We start from the raw sequence: 1,570 nt of genomic DNA on the forward strand, positions 1-1,570 counted from the left end.
CGAGAAGGGGGCTGCCCATGCACGGTAGCAATGTTATTACTGAGGAGCCCGGTGCGGTAATCCCGCACGCCGGGATCTGTGTGGGGGCGTCCGGGTAACCGGGCGTTCTACCACGACTGTGGAAATTAGAGTATAGCGAATGGAATTTCAAACAATCCCAATAATTCGAATATTTGACGAGTGTAGGGCAAAGGAATTCTATATCGGATTTCTTGGCATGACCTTAGATTGGGAGCATCGTTTTGAGTCTGATGCTCCTATTTACATGCAAGTATCCAAAGAGAATCTGGTGTTTCATCTTAGTGAACATTCAGGAGACTGTACTCCAGGTTGCAAGGTGTTTGTTAATGTCAAAGAATTAGACTCATTATTCCAAGAGATAACGTCTCGACCCTACAAGTATAATAAGCCGACAATTGAGCTGGCACCGTGGGGCGATCGTTGTTTTACGGTTATTGATCCCTTTTCGAACAAGGTACTTTTCAATGAACCTGCCGCCACATAACAAGGCCGTAAACTGGACGCAAAATACTACGCCGTTTTTTGTGCATTCGCTGCGCTCATTGTCGCACAAAAAACCGCTCCGTATTTCGCGCCAGTTACAGCGACGTTAGCAGGCGCAGTCATGGTTGTTGGGGGGCTTCAAAGAAGGCATTATGAATAGGCATTTTAGTGTCGAGGGTGTGGGAAGTTCGGTGCACGTAGAGAATCGTGCACCATTGAGCTTGGGTGGCGGTGAATCCACAGCACGCGTTCGTTCCTTGGGTTCAGGGCTCTTAAGCAGTATTGTATTGGGCCCGGTGGCCCGCATAGACCAGCGCACTATTCGAGACATGCTCATACCTGGCGACTCCGGGTTTTTCAGCTCTTTGCCACTAAGCCATAAAATCGCCGCGGTGAACCAACAATGCTGAAAACGTGGCCAAATCAACTTTGTGGCCGGCGCGCAGCTAACAAAGCTGTGAACCGGACGCAAAATACTGCGCAGTTTTTGTGCCTTCGCTGCGCTCATTGTTGCACAAAAAACCGCTCCGTATTTTCCGCCAGTTACAGCGGCGTTATGAAACGAAGCAAGAGTCTATTGAAGTCGAGTGTCTTGCTAAAGAACGAGTGTCGCGGCATTGAGCAGTAGGCCGGATCCTATCTCGCCAGCGTTGTTCCTGTGGCATGGCTTGAGATCGATGCTGGAGTGAAGAATTACAGTTCTTAAGTGGTGTGTCTTCGGTAAGGTTTGTTGTAATATTTGGGCATTGGTAGTGCTGTTCCTGCTGCCAGATGTGACCTTAGCTGGTCGGAAAAGTCGGCAGTTTAAACGCGGTTCAAGTAGATAGCTTCGTGCCCGAACCGAAACATAGAACATGGAGAGTGTGTGCAGTCATTTCATAACCAGGCCGTCAACTGGACGCAAAATACTACGCCGTTTTTTGTGCGTTCGCTGCGCTCATTGTCGCACAAAAAACAGCTCCGTATTTCGCGCCAGTTACAGCGGCGTTAGCAGGCGCAGTCATGGTTGTAGGAGGCCGTCAAGGAAGGCATTATGAATAGGCATTTTGGTGTCGAAGGTGGGGAA

General features: G+C 49.2%; 1 protein-coding gene. It reads left to right on the plus strand.

The window, feature by feature from the left end:
- Positions 1-139: 139 nt before the first annotated feature.
- Positions 140-505, plus strand: coding sequence for a glyoxalase superfamily protein (locus G8764_RS23125; protein ID WP_166168574.1), 366 nt, complete (start codon positions 140-142; stop codon positions 503-505).
- The last annotated feature ends 1,065 nt before the right edge of the window (positions 506-1,570 follow it).

This window comes from Pseudomaricurvus alcaniphilus (assembly GCF_011440395.1).
GTDB lineage: Bacteria > Pseudomonadota > Gammaproteobacteria > Pseudomonadales > Cellvibrionaceae > Pseudomaricurvus > Pseudomaricurvus alcaniphilus.